The organism is Sphingobium lignivorans (assembly GCF_014203955.1).
In the GTDB taxonomy this organism is placed as follows: domain Bacteria; phylum Pseudomonadota; class Alphaproteobacteria; order Sphingomonadales; family Sphingomonadaceae; genus Sphingobium; species Sphingobium lignivorans.
This window is the reverse complement of the sequence record NZ_JACHKA010000001.1, coordinates 1,710,230-1,728,242: the sequence shown is the minus strand read 5'-3', so window position 1 is coordinate 1,728,242 and position 18,013 is coordinate 1,710,230. Positions and strand designations below refer to the sequence as shown.

Below are 18,013 nucleotides of genomic sequence, written 5' to 3'. Positions count from 1 at the left end.
TGCTAGGAAAGAGGTTGTCCAGTAGCAAAGTCTCGCACCCCGGAGCTTCCCTGTGAAACGCTTCAACATCGCCATGACCGGCTTCGGTGCCGTGGGTGCAGCGCTGGCCGAACTTCTGCTGGAGCGGCGGGACCATTATCGCGATCGTCATGGGCTGGACGTGCGCCTCACCGGCGTCCTGCGCGCGCAAGGCGCCGCGATCGATGCCGAGGGGTTGCCGGCGCTACCCGCGTCTTTCGGCGCGGCGCCGGATTTCCCGGCCTTCCTCGCGACGGCCCGGGCGGATGCGCTGGTCGAGGCCAGCCCTTCGGACATCCGCACCGGCGGCCCGGCCCTCACCTATATCCGCACGGCGCTGGAGCGCGGCCTGCATGTCATTGCTGTGTCCAAGGGCGCGCTGGTTCGCGAGGGCGTGGCGCTGCGGGATCTTGCGGCATCGCGTGGTGTCGCGCTTGCCGTCAGCGGCGCGGCGGCGGCCGCCCTGCCGACCGTCGACGTCATTCGCCATGCGCTGGCCGGGGCGCGCGTGCTGCGCATCGAGGGCATCCTGAACGCGACGACCAATCATCTGCTGAGCGCCATGATGGCGCGCGACATCAGCCTGGAGGCAGCGCTGATCGAAGCGCAGGCGGCCGGCATCGCCGAGGCGGACCCCAGCCTCGACATTGACGGGTGGGATACCGCCGCCAAACTGCTCATCATGGCCCTGTTCGGCCTCGATGCCCGTCTCTCGATCGACGACATGGCGGTCGCCGGCATCCGCCATGTCGATCAGGCGCAGGTCCGCCACTGGCGCGCGGCCGGGCTCGTGCCCAAGCTCATCGGCCATGCCCGGCGGGATGGCGACATGTGGCGCGCCGGCGTCACGCTGCAGGCGCTGCCGGGCGACGATCCCTTCGCGCGCGTGCAGGGCAGCGAAAAGGCGATCCGCATCGAGACGGACGATCTGGGCACGCTGATGGTGAGCGGTGGCGGCTCGGCCCCGCGCGCCACCGCCGCCGCCGCGCTCAAGGACCTCGAGCATATCCTGCGCGAAAGACGGGCCTGAACCGGGCGATCTGCGGCGCTGACGCACTCACTTCAGGCCGGCCGGCGCCTCCGGGCTACGCCGCCATTCGTTCCGGCAGACTGCCTAGGGCGATCAGCCCTGACCGTTCACCAGCTCATAGACGGCGCGCAGGCTCTCGTCCGTGTTCACCAGCATCGACCAGCCCTCGCCATGCTGGCGGTCGAGAATGCGGCCGATCTCGTGATAGCCCCGCGCCATGGGGAATGTCTCGTGGGCGTGGAGCCACAGGCGCAGCAGAGTCCGTTCCCGTCCCGGACTGTTCCTGAAGCTGGTGCGCGAGTGCATCACGCGGAAATTATGCCAGAAGACGATCTCGCCCGGCTGGAGCATGAAGGAGACCATGAATTCCGGCCGCTTGGCGATGGCGAAGAGGCAGCGCAGCGCTTCCACCAGTCGGGGCGGCACCGGTTCGCCCCGGATCTGCGCTGCCTGCGCAATGTAGATCACATAATTGTAGATGGCGACATGGCCATCCACCACCGAGAAGGTCGGCACCTTGTAGTCGGTCACCGTCTCCAGGCTGGTGGGATAATGATAGCCTTCCAGCAGCGCGTCGAGCAGGTCCGGCCGCTCCCGGCGCAGCGCTTCGTAAACGGCGGCAGCGCTGACGAAGCCGCTCACCCCGCCTTCCTCCGATGCGACCACGCAGGCAAGGCTCAGTATCTCGTGATAATCGGTATGCGGGCCCAGTTCGGTGTCGGTCAGATAGCCGCGCCGGTCGGGATTGGGCTCCTTGCGGACAAGGCCGATGCGGTCGTGCCGCGGGCTCTGCTCGGCAGCCATGCCCAGATGCGTGCCGAGGCCGAAATGCAGGCGCTTGAACTGCTCCAGATCGTATCGGCCGATGTCGATGCCGGAGAGCAGCACTGCGCCGCGCCCGGCCATGATGTCGTAGCGCGCCGCCGCCATCAGCGCGCGCAGCTCCGGCGCGCCGAAATCATCGGCCGTGACGTCCGTCGCGGCGCGGCCCTCGGTCGCGCGCACTGCCGTGTCCAGCGCGTCGATCTGCGCCGGGCTCAGCCGCCGCGTCAGGCCTTCGGACCCGCCGCCGCTTTCGGACGTCCAGGCGCCGGAGGGTTCCCCCAGCCTGGTCCAGCCCATTCCTTGCCGCTCGATCGCCGCGTCGACATCCGCCATCTGGTCTTCTTCGCCTCTCTTCTTGTCCGCGCCTCAGCGCGCGACGGCCGCGGCTTCCGCTTGCGCGGGCTGCGCCATCGCATCGGGTTCATCATGCAGGAAGACGCCCTGCCGGCGCAATTCCTTGCGAAGGGCCCGCACATCAAGCGCGCGCGGCTGGACGCCGGCGCCGACCGAGAGCGCGGCTGCAGCGCCCGCGGCCTGTCCGGTGAGCCAGCATTGCGGGATCTCGCGCATGAAGCCGTGCGAGTTGGCATCGCAGCTGATGTGCTTGCCGCCGGCCAGCAGGCCATCCAGCTTGCGCGGCACCAGCGCGCCATAAGGCACCGAGATCACCGGATATTTGAGGCTGACCGAAGGACTGACGCCGATCTCGTCCGGCAGCGCGATGCCGTCCGCCCACTGGCTGCGCAGCACCTTGCCGACGCCGCCCAGACGCCGCGTGTGCCGCACGCCGAGCTGCGAGCCGCTCTGCAGCATGTAGCATTGCTCAAACCCCGGCGCATGCTCCAGGAAGAACTCGCAATGCGTCTGCATGAAGCGGTGCGAACGGATCTCCAGCTCGGTCTGGTCGTCGACATCCAGCGCCGAAAGGCCGGACTGGCGCGGGCCCAGGAACAGCGCGATATCGTTGCGCCAGGAGACATAAGGGGGCTGGAAGAAGCCCAGCCGCTCACGGCCCAGCTTCGCGAATTCGGCATATTGCTCGGGCTCGTTGCCCCGGAACGCCAGCCAGCGATCCATGTCCACACCGCCCAGCATGAAGCCGGTGTTGGCGCTGTGATGGACGTCGCCTTCCTCGATGTCGGTGTCGAACTCGGCGCCGGCGCGCGCGAAGATGTCCCCGTCGCCAGTGGTATCCACCACCACCTTGGCGCGCAGGGCCTGACGCCCGGCCTTGGATTCGAACACGACGCCCTCGACTTTGCCATCGGCCACCATCGGCACCGCAGCCCAGCTGTGGAACACCAGCCGCACGCCCGCGCCCAGCAGCATTTCCTGGCTGATGAGCTTGAGCCGCTCGGGATCGAGCGTGGGCGACCAGCAGACCGTGCCATGGAAGGCCGCGGTGCGCTGGCCCCAGTAGCTGGCCTTCTTGGGATCGCGCGAACCCCAGTCGGCGCGCGGCGGCCCGGCCAGGCCGGCCGCGGGCAAGCGCCCCAGCACATCATTGGCGAAGCCCTGGATGACCTGCCGGCCGGTCCAGTCGGTCATCCGGTCGATCCAGATCACCAGCCCGCCGGTCGAGAGCCCGCCCAGATGATTATAGCGCTCCATGAGCACCACGTCCGCGCCCGCCTGCGCCGCCGCCCAGGCCGCCGCCGTGCCCGCCGGGCCGCCGCCGACCACCAGCACGTCGCATGTGTGATAGACCGGGATCTCGCGCGCCGGCTCCATCCACGTTCCCGTGCCATTCGCGCGCGGCAGCACCCGGCCGCCCGTCTCGAAGACGTCGGATGCCAGGAAGCGATCCTCCGACTGGCGGACTTCACGGATTTTGGGCGTCTGTTCCTCGGCCATTCGTTTCCCCTCCGATCACGCGACTCGACTCGCGCCTGCAGCCCTATTAGAAAGCTTGCTAATCATTAGAGCAAGCTTAGCTATTTCTGTAGCCAAATGCACGAGCCGCCTGTTATCGTTCCGATGCGCAGGCTGCCATGCGCGGAGAGGGAGACCAGAGAGCCATGACAAGACCGGCTCGCACGATCGATCTGGCGACACTGCTGGACGGTCGCAAGCTCACACCGTTCAATTATCTGCTGATTTGCCTCTCCTGGCTCGTGACCCTGTTCGACGGGCTCGACATGATGATGATGTCGTTCACCGCGCCTTATATGCAGGAAGAGCTGCTCCTGTCGGATGTGCAGATCGGCAATGCCTTCTCCGCCGGCACGCTCGGCATGGTGGTGGGCGGCCTCATCTTCACATATGTCGGTGACCGGATCGGCCGCCGCCCCACCATCGTCATGTGCACGCTTGCCTTCGGCATCCTCACCTTCCTCACCGGCTTCGCGACCAATTATCCCGCGCTGCTCACGCTGCGCTTTCTGGATGGGCTGGCGATCGGCGGCGCGCTGCCGCTGGCCTGGGCACTCAATGTCGAGTTCGTCCCGCCCAAGATGCGGGCGACGGTGGTGGCCTTCATCATGATGGGCTTCAGCATCGGCAGTGCGACCGCGGCCCCGCTCACCAACTGGCTGGGCCCGCTTTATGGCTGGGAAGGCGTGTATTTCGCCGGCGGCATCGGCTCGGTGGTCTGCGCCATCGCGATCGCCATCTTCCTGCCCGAGTCGCCGCGCTTCCTGGTGAGCAAGGGCATCAAGCCCGAGCTGGTGAGCGCCACGCTCAAGCGGCTCGACCCTGCCATGGATGTGCAGCCCGGCGACCGCTTCGTGCTCGGCGACGAGAAGAAGCAGGATCGCAATTTCCGCTTCAGCGATCTGTTCGTGGGCAATCTGCGGCTGCTCACGCCGATCATCTGGATCGGCTATGGCGCCAGCGCACTCGGCATCTTCTTCAAGTCCGCTTTCGGCCCGCTCGTGCTGGAGCGGATGGACGTGGCGCGCGAGACGGCCGCCAATGTCTCGGCGATCGGTGCGCTGCTGGGCGCCATTTCCGGCGTGGTGATCATGCGCCTTTCAGCGCGCTATGGTCTCAAATTCGCAGCCACCTGCACGCTGCTCATCGTGCCCATGGCGGTCGCCGTCGGCATGGAATGGATCCCCCGCGCGATGCTGCTGCCGACCATCGTGGTGCAGGGCATGCTGGTGGGCGGCTGCCATGCCGCGATCATCAGCCAGCTGGCGCTCTATTATCCCAGCGCCATCCGCGCGAGTGCGGGCGGCTGGGCCTCGGCAATCGGCAAGATCGGCGGCATCGTCGGCCCGCTGATCGGCGGCGCGATCCTCGCCAGCGGCATTCCCGCCGTGCGAACCTATGCCATCGCGGCGATCTGCCCGTTCATCCTGTTCCTCGCGATCATCGCCATCTCGGTGCTGATCCGCAGGCCCGAACGCCAGCCCCCAGTCGAAGGCCGCGTCGCCCCGGCGGCTTGAGCGCCCGGAATGACGGGTTCGATCTGCCGTTTGGCGAGGTCGGCACCGATCGCGTTGGCATCTTATAGCCTTTTATAGCCTTTGTCCAAGTAGAGCATCCGGCGGGACGACCGGGCCTCATATGCTTTGCAGTCTGCCGCCTCGCCACCGGTTATGTGGCAGGCCGCGGCCCGGCTGCACACCCGTCACGGTGCCGATCTGCTGATGACGGTCGGCACGGCCGGCAAGCTCAGCCAGATCGAGGGCGACTGCTTCTACCTCGCGCGCGCGATCCAGCACGACTATGGCGCGCGCAAGGCGGACGCGTTCGTCCATTATCCGCCGGGTGAGTGGCCGATGGGGCCGGCAAATGTCGAACCTTATCACGCCATGCCCGATCCCGGCACCGGGCTCCCGGAGGCTTGCATCACGAGCGGCGACGCCTTCATCGAGGACGCGCATTATGCCGCACATCTTGTCGCCGCGCTCGATGCGGACGTGGTGGACATGGAAACGGCGGCCGTTGCGCAATATGCCGGCAATCTCGGCTTGCCATGGGCAGGCATCAAGGCGACGACCGACGACGCCAACCATGAGAGCGCAGGCGATTTCCATGCCAACCTCCTGGCTGCATCGCAGCGCGCAGCAGCCGGTATGGAGCGGTTCATCGCGCTGCTCTGACGCGGTAACACTTGAGCTACCAGAACAACTCTATAGGCTTGTCCGTTGACTGAACTGTGTGCCTTAACAAGAGAGGTCCAGATGGCCCGACTTTCTTCGCTTCCTCACGCCGCAACGGCAATCGCCCTGCTCGCGCTCGCGGCCTGCGCTCAAAAGGCACCTCCCGGCGCGCCTCCGCCGCCCGTGCCTTACGCAGAAGCGATTCTCTACGACAACACCGGCCTGCCGATGGGCAAGGTCACTCTGCACCCGCAAGGTGAAGCGCTCGCAGGGTCGATCACCGTGCGTGGCGGGCTGACCCCCGGCAATCATGGCATGCACATCCATACGATCGGCGAATGCAAACTGCCGGACTTCACGTCTGCCGGACCGCATCTCAACCCCACCAGTGCGCAGCACGGAACCGAGAATCCGGCCGGCCCGCATCAGGGCGACTTGCCAATGCTGACCGCCGATGCGCGCGGGGAGGCTTCCCTGAAGTTCACGGCACACACGTCGCTCACCGCGCTTTTCGATCTCGATGGCGCCTCATTCGTCGTGCATGCCGATCCCGATGACATGAAGACGGACCCGACCGGCAACAGCGGTGCTCGGGTTCTGTGCGGCGTCCTTTATCGCAAGCAGGGCCCCGGCTCGTAGGGAGCTTCAGAGCCCGCAAAGCGTTGCGGGCTCTTGCACTCGCGCCGAATAGGATTATATCGCCCCTCTGAACGATTCATCGGGTTCGCCAGATCGCTGGCCGAACCGAATGAGTCGCCTGCCCTCGCCCGGGCCAGCATGCCGCTTTGCGTACGGCAAGCAACAAGTATGGGGCGAGTGACAGGTCCTCCAGACGCTGCAGTGCGGATCGGACAGCCCCGGCCCGCACTTTTTTGCGTGGCTGAGCCGCCCCTACCGGGCGATCGAGCAACCGCGCGGCTGAAGTTCGCTGTGATGCGAAGATTTTTGGGACCAATTCAGGCAGGACAGGCATGGCAACCAAGGCTCTCCCCCCCTCCACGGCCGGCGAAAGCGCCAAGAAGCGCATCCGCAAGGTTTTCGGCAACATCCACGAAGTGGTGCAGATGCCGAATCTGATCGAAGTGCAGCGGGAGAGCTATGAGCAGTTCCTGCGCTCCAATCCCGCGATCGGCTATGTGTCCGGCCTGGAGAAGACTCTGCGCAGCGTCTTCCCGATCCGCGACTTCGCCGGCACGGCGGAGCTGGACTTCGTTCATTACGAGCTCGAGGATCCCAAGTACGACACCGAGGAGTGCCGTCAGCGCGGCATCACTTATGCAGCGCCGATGCGCGTGACGCTTCGCCTGATCGTGTTCGAAGTGGACGCCGACACCGAGACCCGCTCCGTCCTCGATATCAAGGAGCAGGACGTCTACATGGGCGACATGCCGCTCATGACGCAGAACGGCACGTTCATCATCAATGGCACCGAGCGCGTCATCGTGTCCCAGATGCACCGTTCGCCTGGCGTGCTGTTCGACCATGACCGTGGCAAGACCCACTCGTCTGGCAAGTATCTCTTCGCTGCCCGCGTGATCCCCTACCGCGGTTCCTGGCTGGACTTCGAGTTCGACGCCAAGGACATCGTGAATGTCCGCATCGACCGCAAGCGCAAGCTGCCGGTAACGGCGCTGCTCTATGCGCTCGGCCTGAACAGCGAGGATATCCTCGGCGAGTTCTACAACAAGATCACTTATGTCCGCGGCCAGAACGGCTGGCAGATCCCCTACACAGCCGAAGCCTGGCGCGGCCAGAAGCCGATGTTCGACATCGTCGACGCCAAGACCGGCGAGGTGGTGTTCGCTGCGGGCCAGAAGATCAGTCCGCGCGCGGCACTCAAGGCACAGAAGGACGGCCTTGAATCGCTCGTCATCCCGACCGAGGAAATCTATGGCCGCTACAGCGCCTATGACCTCATCAATGAGGCCACTGGCGCGATCTATATCGAAGCGGGCGATGAGGTTTCCCCCGAGAATCTCGCCAAGCTGGATGAAGCCGGGATCGATCGCATCGAGCTGCTCGATATCGATCACGTCAACACGGGCCCGTGGATTCGCAACACGCTGAAGGTCGACAAGGCCGAGGATCGCGACCATGCGCTGTCGGACATTTACCGCGTCATGCGCCCCGGCGAGCCGCCGACGCGCGAGACGGCCGAAGCCCTGTTCGAAGGCCTGTTCTTCGACGGCGAGCGCTATGATCTCTCGGCCGTGGGCCGCGTGAAGCTCAACATGCGCCTTGGCCTCGACGCTGAGGACACCATCACCACGCTGCGCCGCGAGGACATCCTTGCAGTCGTCAAGGAGCTGGTGAACCTCAAGGACGGCAAGGGCGAGATCGACGACATCGACAATCTCGGCAACCGCCGCGTGCGTTCGGTGGGCGAGCTGCTGGAAAACCAGTATCGCGTCGGCCTGCTGCGCATGGAGCGCGCCGTGAAGGAGCGCATGTCGAGCGTCGACGTCTCGACGGTGATGCCGAATGACCTCATCAACGCCAAGCCCGCTGTGGCTGCCGTGCGCGAGTTCTTCGGCTCCTCCCAGCTCTCGCAGTTCATGGACCAGACCAACCCGCTCTCCGAGATCACGCACAAGCGTCGCGTCTCGGCGCTCGGGCCGGGCGGTCTCACCCGCGAACGCGCCGGCTTCGAGGTCCGCGACGTTCACCCGACCCATTATGGCCGCATCTGCCCCATCGAGACGCCGGAAGGCCCGAACATCGGCCTGATCAACTCGCTGGCGAGCTTCTCGCGCGTCAACAAGTACGGCTTCATCGAGACGCCCTATCGCAAGGTGGTCGACAACAAGGTGACCGACGAGGTCGTCTATCTGTCCGCCATGGAAGAAGCGAAGCACACGATCGCGCAGGCCAATGCGGAGCTGACCGAGGACGGTCAGTTCGTCGAGGAACTCGTTTCCTCGCGTGAAGCCGGTGAGTTCCTGATGGCGCCGCGCGATCACATCACGCTGATGGACGTGAGCCCCAAGCAGCTCGTCTCGGTTGCCGCTTCGCTTATTCCGTTCCTGGAAAACGACGACGCCAACCGCGCGCTCATGGGCTCGAACATGCAGCGTCAGGCCGTGCCTCTGGTGCGGGCCGAGGCGCCGTTCGTCGGCACCGGCATGGAAGAGACGGTGGCACGCGATTCCGGCGCCGCCATCGCGGCCAAGCGCTCGGGCATCGTCGATCAGGTCGACGCGACCCGTATCGTCATCCGTGCCACGGAGGATGTGGAGCCGGGCCGTTCGGGCGTGGACATCTACACGCTGATGAAGTTCCAGCGCTCCAACCAGGACACCTGCATCAACCAGCGTCCGCTGGTGAAGGTGGGCGACCATGTTTCCGCCGGAGACGTGATCGCTGACGGTCCGTCCACGGAGCTGGGTGAACTGGCGCTGGGCCGCAACAGCCTCGTCGCGTTCATGCCCTGGAACGGCTACAACTACGAAGACTCCATCCTCATCTCCGAGCGGATCGTGAAGGATGACGTCTTCACCTCGATCCACATCGAAGAGTTCGAGGTAATGGCCCGCGACACCAAGCTCGGGCCCGAGGACATCACGCGCGATATCCCGAATGTCGGCGAGGAAGCCCTGCGCAACCTCGACGAGGCGGGCATCGTCTACATCGGCGCCGAGGTCGAGCCGGGCGACATTCTCGTCGGCAAGATCACGCCGAAGGGTGAAAGCCCGATGACGCCGGAGGAAAAGCTCCTCCGCGCGATCTTCGGCGAGAAGGCCAGCGATGTGCGCGACACCTCGCTCCGCCTGCCCCCGGGCGTTGCCGGCACGATCGTCGAGGTGCGCGTGTTCAACCGCCATGGCATCGACAAGGACGAGCGCGCGATGGCGATCGAGCGTGAGGAGATCGACCGCCTCGCCAAGGACCGCGAGGACGAGCGCGCCATTCTCAATCGCGCCACGTTCAACCGTCTGCGCGAGATGCTGATCGGGCAGGTCGCCACGGCGGCCCCGAAGGGCGTGAAGAAGGGCGTCGAGATCGACGAGGCTCTGCTTTCCGAGGTCGAGCGCCACGAATGGTGGAAGTTCGCCGTGGCGGACGACACGCGCCAGACGCAGCTTGAAGCCGTAAAGGCGCAGTATGACGAGGCGGTGAAGCTGATCGTCGAGAAGTTCGAGGACCGTGTCGAGAAGCTGCAGCGCGGTGACGAACTGCCCCCGGGCGTGCTCAAGATGGTCAAGGTGTTCGTCGCGGTGAAGCGCAAGCTGCAGCCGGGCGACAAGATGGCCGGCCGTCACGGTAACAAGGGAGTCATCTCGCGCATCCTGCCGATCGAGGACATGCCGTTCCTTGAGGACGGCACCCCCGTCGACATCGTGTTGAACCCGCTCGGCGTGCCCTCGCGCATGAACGTCGGACAGATCTTCGAGACGCATCTGGGCTGGGCTGCGCGTGGTCTTGGCCAGCAGATCAAGCAAGCTCTGCAGGACTGGCGCGAGGCTAATCCCGGCGTGACCGGTGGCGAAATGCCGGAAGCGGTGAAGGAGCGGCTGCTCACGGTCTATGGCGACAATTACGCCGCGGAGATCGAGGCGCGCAGTTCCGAGCAGATCGTGGAGCTGGCTTCCAACTTGGTGACGGGCGTGCCGATCGCGACGCCTGTGTTCGACGGCGCCCGCGAGGCGGACGTATCGGCCATGCTGGAGTTGGCCGGGCTCGATCCCTCGGGGCAGTCGACGCTGTTCGATGGCCGCACCGGCGACGCCTTCGACCGCAAGGTGACTGTCGGCATCATCTACATGCTGAAGCTGCACCACCTGGTCGACGACAAGATCCATGCCCGTTCGATCGGCCCCTACAGCCTCGTCACCCAGCAGCCGCTGGGCGGCAAGGCCCAGTTTGGCGGCCAGCGCTTCGGTGAGATGGAGGTCTGGGCGCTCCAGGCATACGGCGCCGCATACACGCTGCAGGAAATGCTGACGGTGAAGTCCGACGACGTGGTCGGCCGCACCAAGGTCTATGAGGCGATCGTCAAGGGTGACGACACGTTCGAGGCCGGCATCCCCGAGAGCTTCAACGTGCTGGTCAAGGAAATGCGCTCGCTCGGCCTCAATGTGGAGCTGGCAGCGCTGGAAGACATGAGCGACGAGGACGGCGACGGCGAACTGCCCGAGGCCGCGGAATAAGGGAAGCGGGCACTGTCTGCCGAAGCCGGTGCCCTCTTTTCACCCTTGACCGAAATTCAGCCCTCAAGAGGGAATTGAGACATGAACGAACTGACCAATTTCGCGAACCCCGTCGCCAAGCCGGATGTGTTCGACCAGATCCAGATCGGCATCGCATCGCCTGAGCGCATCCGCAGCTGGTCCTTCGGCGAGATCAAGAAGCCAGAGACGATCAACTACCGCACGTTCAAGCCCGAGCGTGACGGTCTGTTCTGCGCACGCATCTTCGGTCCCATCAAGGACTATGAGTGCCTGTGCGGCAAGTACAAGCGCATGAAGTACAAGGGCATTGTCTGCGAGAAGTGCGGCGTGGAGGTGACCGTCTCCAAGGTCCGCCGCGAGCGGATGGGCCATATCGAGCTGGCAGCGCCGGTCGCGCACATCTGGTTCCTCAAGTCCCTGCCCTCGCGCATCGGCCTGCTGCTCGACATGCAGCTCAAGCAGCTCGAGCGCGTGCTCTATTTCGAGAGCTACATCGTCACTGAGCCCGGCCTCACCCCTCTGGAGCGCTATCAGCTGCTGACCGAGGACGAGCTGCTCGACGCGCAGGACGAGTATGGCGAGGACGCCTTCTCCGCCGGCATCGGCGCCGAGGCGGTGAAGAAGATGCTCGAGGACCTCGATCTGGAGGGCGAGCGCGATGCGCTGCTCAAGGAACTGGCCGAGACCAAGTCCGAGCTGAAGCCCAAGAAGATCATCAAGCGCCTCAAGGTCGTCGAGAGCTTCATCGATTCGGGCAACCGCCCGGAGTGGATGATCCTCGAGGTGATCCCGGTCATTCCGCCTGAGCTGCGTCCGCTGGTTCCGCTGGACGGCGGCCGTTTCGCGACGTCCGATCTCAACGATCTCTATCGCCGCGTCATCAACCGCAACAATCGCCTCAAGCGCCTGATGGAGCTGCGCGCGCCGGACATCATCGTCCGCAACGAAAAGCGCATGCTTCAGGAGGCCGTTGACGCCCTGTTCGACAACGGCCGTCGCGGCCGCGTCATCACCGGCGCCAACAAGCGTCCGCTCAAGTCGCTGTCCGACATGCTCAAGGGCAAGCAGGGCCGCTTCCGCCAGAACCTGCTCGGCAAGCGCGTCGACTATTCGGGCCGCTCGGTCATCGTGACCGGTCCGGAGCTCAAGCTGCACCAGTGCGGCCTGCCCAAGAAGATGGCGCTCGAGCTGTTCAAGCCGTTCATCTACGCCCGTCTCGATGCCAAGGGTCTCTCCATGACCCTCAAGCAGGCCAAGAAGTGGGTCGAGAAGGAGCGCAAGGAAGTCTGGGACATCCTCGATGAGGTGATCCGCGAGCATCCGGTACTGCTCAACCGCGCGCCGACGCTTCACCGCCTCGGCATTCAGGCCTTCGAGCCCGTGCTGATCGAGGGCAAGGCCATCCAGCTTCACCCGCTGGTGTGCGCCGCGTTCAACGCCGACTTCGACGGCGACCAGATGGCCGTTCACGTTCCGCTGAGCCTCGAGGCCCAGCTGGAAGCGCGCGTGCTGATGATGTCGACCAACAACATCCTCTCGCCCGCCAACGGCAAGCCGATCATCGTGCCTTCGCAGGACATGGTTCTGGGTCTCTATTATCTCTCGATGGAGCTGGAAGGCGAGCCGGGCGAAGGCATGATGCTGGCGGACATGGCGGAAGTGCATCAGGCGCTCTTCGCCAAGGCCGTGACGCTGCACTCCAGGATCGTCAGCCGCGTCCCGCAGGTCGACGAGCACGGCAATGAGTTTATGAAGCGCGTCGAAACGACGCCGGGCCGCATGCTCATCGGCGAGTGCCTGCCCAAGAGCCACAAGGTGCCGTTCGAGACGATCAACCGCCTTCTCACCAAGAAGGAAATCGGCGACGTCATCGATCAGGTCTATCGCCACACCGGCCAGAAGGACACGGTGCTGTTCGCCGACGCCATCATGGCGCTGGGCTTCCGCCACGCCTTCCGCGCCGGCATCAGCTTCGGCAAGGATGACATGATCATTCCTGACTCGAAGATCGGACTGGTGGACGAGACCAAGGCACTGGTGGCTGATTACGAGCAGCAGTATCAGGACGGCCTCATCACGCAGCAGGAGAAGTACAACAAGGTGATCGACGCCTGGAGCCGTTGCGGCGACCAGGTGGCGGCGGCCATGATGGACGAGATCCGCGCCATGCCGAAGGACACCGATACCGGTCGCCTGAAGCCCATCAACTCGATCTACATGATGAGCCACTCCGGTGCGCGCGGTTCGCCGGCGCAGATGAAGCAGCTCGCGGGCATGCGTGGCCTGATGGCCAAGCCCTCGGGCGAGATCATCGAGACCCCGATCATCTCGAACTTCAAGGAAGGCCTCACCGTCCTTGAGTATTTCAACTCCACCCACGGCGCCCGCAAGGGCCTGGCGGACACGGCGCTCAAGACGGCGAACTCGGGTTATCTGACCCGCCGCCTGGTCGACGTGTCGCAGGACTGCACGATCGTCGAGATCGATTGCGGCACGGACCGGGCGCTGGAGATGAAGGCCATCATCCAGGGCGGCTCGACGATCGCTTCGCTCGGCGAGCGTGTTCTGGGCCGCACCACGGCCGAGGACGTGGTCGACAGCAAGGATGGCTCGGTCATCGTCCCCGAAGGTGAACTGCTCGACGAGGCGATGGTCGCGAAGATCGAAGCCATCGGCGTCCAGGCGATCAAGATCCGTTCGCCGCTCATCTGCGAATCCAAGATGGGTGTCTGCGCCAAATGCTACGGCCGTGACCTCGCACGCGGCACGCCGGTCAACATCGGTGAAGCCGTGGGCGTCATCGCCGCGCAGTCGATCGGTGAACCGGGCACGCAGCTCACCATGCGGACTTTCCACATCGGCGGCGCTGCGCAGCTCAACGAGCAGTCGAACCTCGAAGCCGTCGCAGACGGTACGCTCGAGCTGCGCGACATGCCCACCATCACGGACAAGAACGGGCGCCGCCTGTCCCTTGCCCGTAACGGCGAGCTGGCCATCATCGACGAGGAAGGCCGCGAGCGTGCCGTCCATCGCCTGCCTTATGGCGCCGCCATTCTCTTTGCGGATGGCAGCAAGGTGAAGCAGGGTGACCGGATCGCAGAGTGGGATCCATTCACGCAGCCGGTGATCACCGAGAAGCCGGGCGTCGTGAAGTATCAGGACCTGATCGACGGCAAGACGCTGACCGAGCAGGCGGACGAGGCAACCGGCATCACGCAGCGCGTGGTGACCGAATACCGCGCACCGTCGCGCTCCAAGGACGATCTTCGTCCGCGCCTCACCCTGCTCGACGATGCGTCGGGCGAGGCTGCGCGCTATCTCCTTGCACCGGGCGCCACGCTCTCGGTCGAGGATGGTGCGCAGGTGCAGGCCGGTGACGTGCTGGCTCGTATCTCTCGCGAGGCAGCCAAGACTCGTGACATCACCGGCGGTCTGCCGCGCGTCGCCGAGCTGTTCGAAGCCCGCAAGCCCAAGGACAATGCGATCATTGCCAAGGTCTCGGGCCGCGTTCAGTTCCTGAAGGACTACAAGGCCAAGCGGAAGATCGCGATCCTCCCCGAGGATGGCGGCGAGCCGGTCGAGTATCTGATCCCCAAGAGCAAGGTGATCGACGTCCAGGAAGGCGACTATGTGAAGCGTGGCGACAACCTGATCGGCGGTTCGCCCGATCCGCACGATATTCTCGAAGTGCTCGGCATCGAGCCGCTGGCGGAATATCTCGTGTCGGAGATCCAGGAAGTCTATCGCCTGCAGGGCGTCAAGATCAACGACAAGCACATCGAGACGATCGTTCGCCAGATGCTGCAGAAGGTCGAGATCACCAATGGTGGCGACACCACCCTGCTGGCGGGCGAACAGGTCGACCGCGACGAGATGGACGAAGTGAATGCCCGGCTGACGCCTGGGCAACAGCCCGCACAGGGCAAGCCGGTGCTGCTCGGCATCACCAAGGCTTCGCTCCAGACGCGCAGCTTCATCTCGGCGGCCTCCTTCCAGGAGACCACCCGCGTCCTCACCGAGGCTGCGGTTCAGGGCAAGAAGGACACCCTGATCGGTCTGAAGGAGAATGTGATCGTCGGGCGTCTGATCCCGGCCGGCACGGGTTCCTCGATGAGTCGTATGCGCATCGCCGCCAACAGCCGCGACGCTGCGCTGCGCGCTGCGATGCGTGTCGCCAACGAAGCGCATCTGGTGGCGCCGAACACGGCGGCCGAAGAGCATGAGGCGGAGCTGCGTCAGCCGGCCGAAGCCGCGATCGGAGACGACCCGCTGGCGAAGGTGCAGGGCGAGGACTTCACGACGGAAGATCTCGGCTAAGCATCTTCAGCCAATCACATTGAAAGCGCCCGGACGGTCACCGCCGTTCGGGCGCTTTTTCGTGCGCGCCGCGCCTGGCTTCGGGAAAGGTCGTCGTGCCGTGAACCACTACTGGCCGGCGAAGGAAGATCGTGCCGCACCCGGACGCGCTCCCATCATATTTGCAAGTTCACCCGGCACAGGATAATTAACACGGTTAACAAGACGGCCGAGTCTTGTGGTGGGGAAGACCGACAACTCGACAACGTCCGCGAAACCGGGCCGCGCATTCAGACGATCGAACCTCGATCGCCTGTAGGCGTTCTGCATGGTGCATGGCGCCATAGATGTGGGAGAGTGGACAATGAAAAGCACGATCTGGGCCGCTCTGGCGGCCACCACGCTGATGTCGGGAATCGCCCATGCCGGACCGGCCTGGGAATTCGAAACCGCGACCAATTCCTTCAACAACGGCGACTGGATATTCGCGAACAGCTTCACGGTCCTGGAGACTGTGACGGTCAGCGGGCTGGGATATTATGCCGACCCGTTCAACGGTCAGGTGGAGGACAATCAGGTCGCGCTCTACAGTTGCGACACCGCCGGCTGTCTCAGCACCGGAACGCTGCTCGCGTCCGCGGTCGTCACCAATGCCTATCCGATCGTCGGTCACTTCCGTTATGTGACGATCCCCGAGCTGACATTGCTGCCGGGTGAGTATCTTATCTCCGGGGTGAGCCTGGGAAACAACTATACCTGGAACAACATCGGTTTCTACACCGACTCAAGCATCCAGTATAACGACAATCGCTGGCTTGAGGGTTCGACGCCCGATTTCCTGAACTTCGTTCAGAACGACACGACGGACGGTTACTGGGGCCCGAACCTCTTCCTCGGAAAGCCGGATTTCACCGGGGTCGTTCCGGAGCCGGCCACATGGGCCATGATGATCGGCGGCTTCGCGCTGGCAGGCGCCACCATGCGTCGTCGCAAGACGAAGATCATGTTTGCCTGAACCAGGGCCATCCGAGCGACACAAAAGGAAAGGGCCTCGCAAATGCGAGGCCCTTTTCCGTCTTTGGGAAATGGTGACACCCAATCCCTGCTCTCATGCCGCGGATGCGGAAAGGCTCAGCCCTTCTTGAGCGTGAGGCCGCCAAAGCGCTTGTTGAAGCGCGCAACCTGACCGCCCTGATCGAGCTGGCGCTGGCCGCCCGTCCATGCGGGATGCGAGGTGGGATCGATGTCCAGCGTCATCGTGTCGCCTTCCTTGCCCCAGGTCGAGCGGGTCTGGAAACTCGTGCCATCGGTCATCTGCACGGTGATATAGTGATAGTCGGGGTGCGTATCTTTTTTCATGCGTCGGGCTCCAAAAATGACCGGTTTCCGACCGGTCTGGGGCATATGGAAGCGCGGCCCATAGCGGGAACAGGCCACGCTGGCAAGGGCTTGCGCGCTGGCTGTTAAGCGCTTCAGTCCTTCGGCGGATCCGCGATCATCGCCACGCAATGCGCTTCCGCGCACAATTTGCCGGCGATGCTCGCCTTGCCGGTGAACTTGCAGACCGCGCCACGCAGCTGGGTGAACTCGACATGCAGGTCGAGCAGATGGCCCGGCTCCACAGGCGCACGGAACTTGGCGCCCTCGATCGCCATGAAGTAGACCAGCTTGCCGCTGCCGGCGAGCCCCAGCGATTCAACTGCCAGAATGCCCGCCGTCTGCGCGATGGCTTCGACGATCAGCACGCCCGGCATGATCGGACGACCAGGGAAATGTCCCTGGAAGAACTGTTCGTTCATCGACACGGCCTTCACCGCGTGGATCGAGGTTCGGGGAACCATGGACACCACGCGGTCGACGAGCAGAAGTGGATAGCGATGCGGTAGCGCCGCCATGATCCGGCGGATGTCCAGACCGCTCATCTCGCCCTCGCTCTCCCCGTCGGCCGCCATGGTCGATCAGCGCCCTTCAGGCTGGCGATTGTTGCCGGTGGCGGGCGCCGCCGGGGTGGGTGCGACAGCCGTACCGGGCGCTGCGGGCTGCTGAGCCTGCTGGCCACCGGGCCGCCAGCCCTGCGGCGGCACGATGCCGACGGACGGCACCAGTGCGTTGAGTTCCTGAACCAGAAGATTGGTGACATCAGCGCCCGGCACGAAGGCCTCGGCGGCACCGGCCTTGAGCAGCAGGTCGATCTTGTTCTTGGTCATGACCGACCGCATCGCCTGGTCAAGCTTCGCCCCGATCTGCTCGAGAGCATATTCGCGCGCGAGCTGGATCGGCTGGCCGATCTGCGTGAGCTCGGCCTGCGCTGCCTGGGCGCGCTGCTGGAGCTCTTCATACTGGGTCTGGAGCTGGGTCCGCTGGGCCGGCGTGGGGTTCTGGCCCGCTGCCGTCGCTGCAGCCTGGAAAGCGTCCTGCCGCTGCTTCAGTTCGGCCTGAAGCGCTGCCTGGCGCGTATTGAGCTGGTCGATGTTGGTCTTGTAGGTCACCTGCAGTTGCTGACCGGCCGTCTGGGCCGCGGACGACTGCCCGATCGCCTGCTCGACATTGACCACAGCGATGGCCTGCTTGACCTGTGCGGCTGCAGGCGCGGCGGAAAGCAGGACGGCGGCCCGAAGCCGTCGCGA

The 18,013-nt window shown here is 64.6% G+C and carries 12 protein-coding genes; 7 read left to right on the top strand and 5 right to left on the bottom strand.

What is annotated here, in order from left to right; all coding sequences use genetic code 11:
- Positions 1 to 52 precede the first annotated feature (52 nt).
- The gene (locus HNP60_RS07780; protein WP_184152211.1) at positions 53 to 1,048 is read left to right on the top strand and encodes a homoserine dehydrogenase; all 996 of its coding nucleotides are present in this window, start codon (positions 53 to 55) and stop codon (positions 1,046 to 1,048) included.
- 93 nt (positions 1,049 to 1,141) lie between these two features.
- Here the strand turns inward: HNP60_RS07780 and HNP60_RS07775 are convergent, their stop codons facing one another.
- Both HNP60_RS07775 and HNP60_RS07770 read right to left on the bottom strand, forming a co-directional pair.
- On the bottom strand, positions 1,142 to 2,206 hold the full coding sequence (locus tag HNP60_RS07775) for a TauD/TfdA family dioxygenase (protein WP_184152208.1): 1,065 nt from the start codon (positions 2,204 to 2,206) through the stop codon (positions 1,142 to 1,144).
- Between the two features lie 33 nt (positions 2,207 to 2,239).
- A complete protein-coding gene (locus tag HNP60_RS07770) occupies positions 2,240 to 3,727 on the bottom strand; it encodes an FAD-dependent oxidoreductase (protein WP_184152205.1) in 1,488 nt (495 codons plus the stop codon).
- Positions 3,728 to 3,891: 164 nt separating this feature from the next.
- Here HNP60_RS07770 and HNP60_RS07765 point away from each other — a divergent pair, with 164 nt between their 5' ends.
- From HNP60_RS07765 to HNP60_RS07740, 6 genes are all read left to right on the top strand, one after another.
- Positions 3,892 to 5,262: an MFS transporter gene (locus HNP60_RS07765; RefSeq protein ID WP_184152202.1), complete on the top strand. Its 1,371-nt coding sequence runs from the start codon at positions 3,892 to 3,894 to the stop codon at positions 5,260 to 5,262.
- 153 nt (positions 5,263 to 5,415) lie between these two features.
- Positions 5,416 to 5,922, top strand: coding sequence for a 5'-methylthioadenosine/S-adenosylhomocysteine nucleosidase family protein (locus tag HNP60_RS07760; RefSeq protein ID WP_184152198.1), 507 nt, complete (start codon positions 5,416 to 5,418; stop codon positions 5,920 to 5,922).
- 81 nt (positions 5,923 to 6,003) lie between these two features.
- On the top strand, positions 6,004 to 6,561 hold the full coding sequence (locus HNP60_RS07755; RefSeq protein WP_184152195.1) for a superoxide dismutase family protein: 558 nt from the start codon (positions 6,004 to 6,006) through the stop codon (positions 6,559 to 6,561).
- Positions 6,562 to 6,893: 332 nt separating this feature from the next.
- The gene (gene rpoB / locus HNP60_RS07750; RefSeq protein ID WP_184152192.1) at positions 6,894 to 11,069 is read left to right on the top strand and encodes a DNA-directed RNA polymerase subunit beta; all 4,176 of its coding nucleotides are present in this window, start codon (positions 6,894 to 6,896) and stop codon (positions 11,067 to 11,069) included.
- Positions 11,070 to 11,150: 81 nt separating this feature from the next.
- Entirely contained in the window at positions 11,151 to 15,407 is a 4,257-nt protein-coding gene (gene rpoC, locus HNP60_RS07745; protein ID WP_184049494.1) for a DNA-directed RNA polymerase subunit beta', read from the top strand.
- A gap of 343 nt (positions 15,408 to 15,750) precedes the next feature.
- Positions 15,751 to 16,401, top strand: coding sequence for a PEPxxWA-CTERM sorting domain-containing protein (locus HNP60_RS07740; protein ID WP_260394778.1), 651 nt, complete (start codon positions 15,751 to 15,753; stop codon positions 16,399 to 16,401).
- A 116-nt stretch (positions 16,402 to 16,517) separates the two neighbouring features.
- On the opposite strand, the gene rpmE is transcribed toward HNP60_RS07740, so the two are convergent.
- The 3 genes from rpmE to HNP60_RS07725 all read right to left on the bottom strand — a co-directional run bounded on the left by rpmE (position 16,518) and on the right by HNP60_RS07725 (position 17,941).
- On the bottom strand, positions 16,518 to 16,745 hold the full coding sequence (rpmE, locus tag HNP60_RS07735) for a 50S ribosomal protein L31 (protein ID WP_014075880.1): 228 nt from the start codon (positions 16,743 to 16,745) through the stop codon (positions 16,518 to 16,520).
- A 113-nt stretch (positions 16,746 to 16,858) separates the two neighbouring features.
- Positions 16,859 to 17,338, bottom strand: a complete 480-nt coding sequence (gene fabZ / locus HNP60_RS07730) for a 3-hydroxyacyl-ACP dehydratase FabZ (protein ID WP_184049496.1) — start codon at positions 17,336 to 17,338, stop codon at positions 16,859 to 16,861.
- A gap of 6 nt (positions 17,339 to 17,344) precedes the next feature.
- Complete coding sequence (locus HNP60_RS07725; RefSeq protein WP_338056698.1) at positions 17,345 to 17,941, bottom strand: OmpH family outer membrane protein; 597 nt, start codon at positions 17,939 to 17,941, stop codon at positions 17,345 to 17,347.
- Positions 17,942 to 18,013 lie beyond the last annotated feature (72 nt).

Coding starts and splice junctions, on each gene's coding strand:
- rpmE (WP_014075880.1), bottom strand. CDS start 16,745: ATGAAAAAAGATACGCACCCCGACTATCACTATATCACCGTGCAGATG.
- HNP60_RS07770 (WP_184152205.1), bottom strand. CDS start 3,727: ATGGCCGAGGAACAGACGCCCAAAATCCGTGAAGTCCGCCAGTCGGAG.
- HNP60_RS07740 (WP_260394778.1), top strand. CDS start 15,751: ATGAAAAGCACGATCTGGGCCGCTCTGGCGGCCACCACGCTGATGTCG.
- HNP60_RS07755 (WP_184152195.1), top strand. CDS start 6,004: ATGGCCCGACTTTCTTCGCTTCCTCACGCCGCAACGGCAATCGCCCTG.
- fabZ (WP_184049496.1), bottom strand. CDS start 17,338: ATGGCGGCCGACGGGGAGAGCGAGGGCGAGATGAGCGGTCTGGACATC.
- HNP60_RS07765 (WP_184152202.1), top strand. CDS start 3,892: ATGACAAGACCGGCTCGCACGATCGATCTGGCGACACTGCTGGACGGT.
- rpoB (WP_184152192.1), top strand. CDS start 6,894: ATGGCAACCAAGGCTCTCCCCCCCTCCACGGCCGGCGAAAGCGCCAAG.
- HNP60_RS07760 (WP_184152198.1), top strand. CDS start 5,416: ATGTGGCAGGCCGCGGCCCGGCTGCACACCCGTCACGGTGCCGATCTG.
- rpoC (WP_184049494.1), top strand. CDS start 11,151: ATGAACGAACTGACCAATTTCGCGAACCCCGTCGCCAAGCCGGATGTG.
- HNP60_RS07775 (WP_184152208.1), bottom strand. CDS start 2,206: ATGGCGGATGTCGACGCGGCGATCGAGCGGCAAGGAATGGGCTGGACC.